A 1,787-nucleotide genomic window follows, 5' to 3' on the forward strand; every position below is an offset into this window, starting at 1 on the left:
TTCCGGTTGCATCGGCTCCTCAGCGAGTTCCCGGCGACTCACTCGGACCAGTCCGGCGCAAAGCTTCACCTCGTGCAGAACGCCACGACGCAGACGATTGAACGGTTCCAGCTCACCGATGAACGCACCCACGAGAGCAGCCAGCTCCGCACCGGGAGCTGGCTGCGAGGCCGGCTGTTACTGTTCGATCTGGGCTTCTACAGTTTTCGCCGATTCGCGTTGATTGAAGAGAACGGCGGCTTCTTTCTGACTCGGCTGAAGTCGAACGCGAATCCGTTGATCGTCGGCGAGCGACGGAAATGGCGCGGGCGCGCCATTTCCTTGCCGGAGCGTCATCTTCGGGACGTTCTGGGAGATCTCACTCGGGAGATTATCGACGTAACCGTGGAGATCGAGTTCAAACGACGGGCATACGCTGGGAAGCAGTCAATCGATTCGATGGAGTTTCGCGTCGTCGGTGTCCGCAACGAGGACACCGACGACTACCACCTGTACGTGACGAATTTGCCCGATGAGTTCACTCCGAGACAGGTCGGGGCGCTGTACGGGTTGCGGTGGGAAGTGGAGTTGCTGTTCCGGGAGTTGAAGTCGCTGTATGGGCTGGAGAAGTTCCAGACGAGTGATCCAGCAATCGTTCACCTGCTGGTGGTGGCGGCTCTGCTGACGCTAACGGTCAGCAGAGCCTTGCTGGGCGTGTTTCAAGAGCTGTTCCCAGAGACGGTGTTCCCGCGTGAGCGCTGGGCGAAGACCTTCCGGTCTCTCGCCCAGCTCATTCTCGAAGATTTGGCACAGTCGTTCGGCCATCCACCGCCGAACTTGCCGGAGTTGATGTTCCGTGATGCCCGTCAACCAGAGAGATCACGCCTCTTACTCAGCGAACGAGTATCTGAAGCCTTCACGAGGCGATCCAGTGCTTAACCGAACACCGATGGAATGCGGTGGTTCCACGCTTCGCTTCCGAGTGATAGAGCCCATCTGTCTCATCCTCGTCACCGTAGTAGGGCCGCAGGTGGAGGTCTGCGACGACCTCCACCTGCTCGGGAAGAACTTCTAGAACGTCTTTTTGCAGGAGTGCGTTCCCAACCTGTTCAACCGACGTTAGGTCGAACTTCTCGCGGAGGTGGTACAGAATCGTGTTCTGATGAGGTGAGTCTTCACTGGTCTCGCAGAGTTCAGATACCGAGGTCCTGTCGGCGCAAGCGCCGACGAGGACCTCGTAGATATCCTCAGCACTGATTTCAGCATTAGCGCCAAGACCGAGATCAACTTCCTCGTCAAGCGTGTTGACGAGGAAGTTAAGGAGCTGGTCTTCGTGGATTTCACCGTCTGCTTGCTTGGTCTTAGACACACCTTCAGCAAGCAGACCTCTCAACTAACCGGCTTTGTGAAGTACTGAGGTTCTCTAGCAGTGCTGCGACTAACATGATCCCAAACCGCACGACGGGATCACGTGTCGTCGTGATCCCGCGTGCTTGCCGCAGCAACCGATAGGTCGTTTCAATGCCTGAACGCTTTCTGTAGAGGCGTTCAACCTACTTCGATGACCGGTTAGTGACGCCATAAGCCACGTAGCCGCGAACAACCTCACCGTGCTTATCCCGGTTACCGTTCTGATAGGAGACAGCGACCGCGAGTGGGAAGTGCAGTAGGTTACATGAACGGCTACCAGGAACTGAGGTCCGGCGCTACACCTGTCGGACCCCCTTTAGAGAACGGTGATGACCTCCTTCCCATCACATGTCTCTATCGAACCCAAGTTCGTTTCCTTTGGAAATTCGCTCTTGCGA

1 protein-coding gene and 2 pseudogenes are annotated in these 1,787 nt (G+C 56.7%); 1 reads left to right on the forward strand and 2 read right to left on the reverse strand.

The features are described 5' to 3' along the window. Nucleotides 1-918 (forward strand): IS4 family transposase (locus Hhyl2_RS22330; protein ID WP_483552991.1); only part of this gene is annotated, 918 nt, incomplete at its 5' end. 10 nt (nucleotides 919-928) lie between these two features. Here Hhyl2_RS22330 and Hhyl2_RS22335 read toward each other — a convergent pair. Both Hhyl2_RS22335 and Hhyl2_RS22340 read right to left on the reverse strand, forming a co-directional pair. Next, nucleotides 929-1,348 (reverse strand): annotated as a pseudogene (locus tag Hhyl2_RS22335) (ISH3 family transposase); the annotation flags it as partial. A gap of 46 nt (nucleotides 1,349-1,394) precedes the next feature. Continuing rightward, nucleotides 1,395-1,646, reverse strand: a pseudogene (locus tag Hhyl2_RS22340) (ISH3 family transposase); the annotation flags it as partial. Nucleotides 1,647-1,787 lie beyond the last annotated feature (141 nt).

The sequence above is a fragment of the Haloarcula sp. H-hyl2 genome (genome assembly GCF_056934385.1).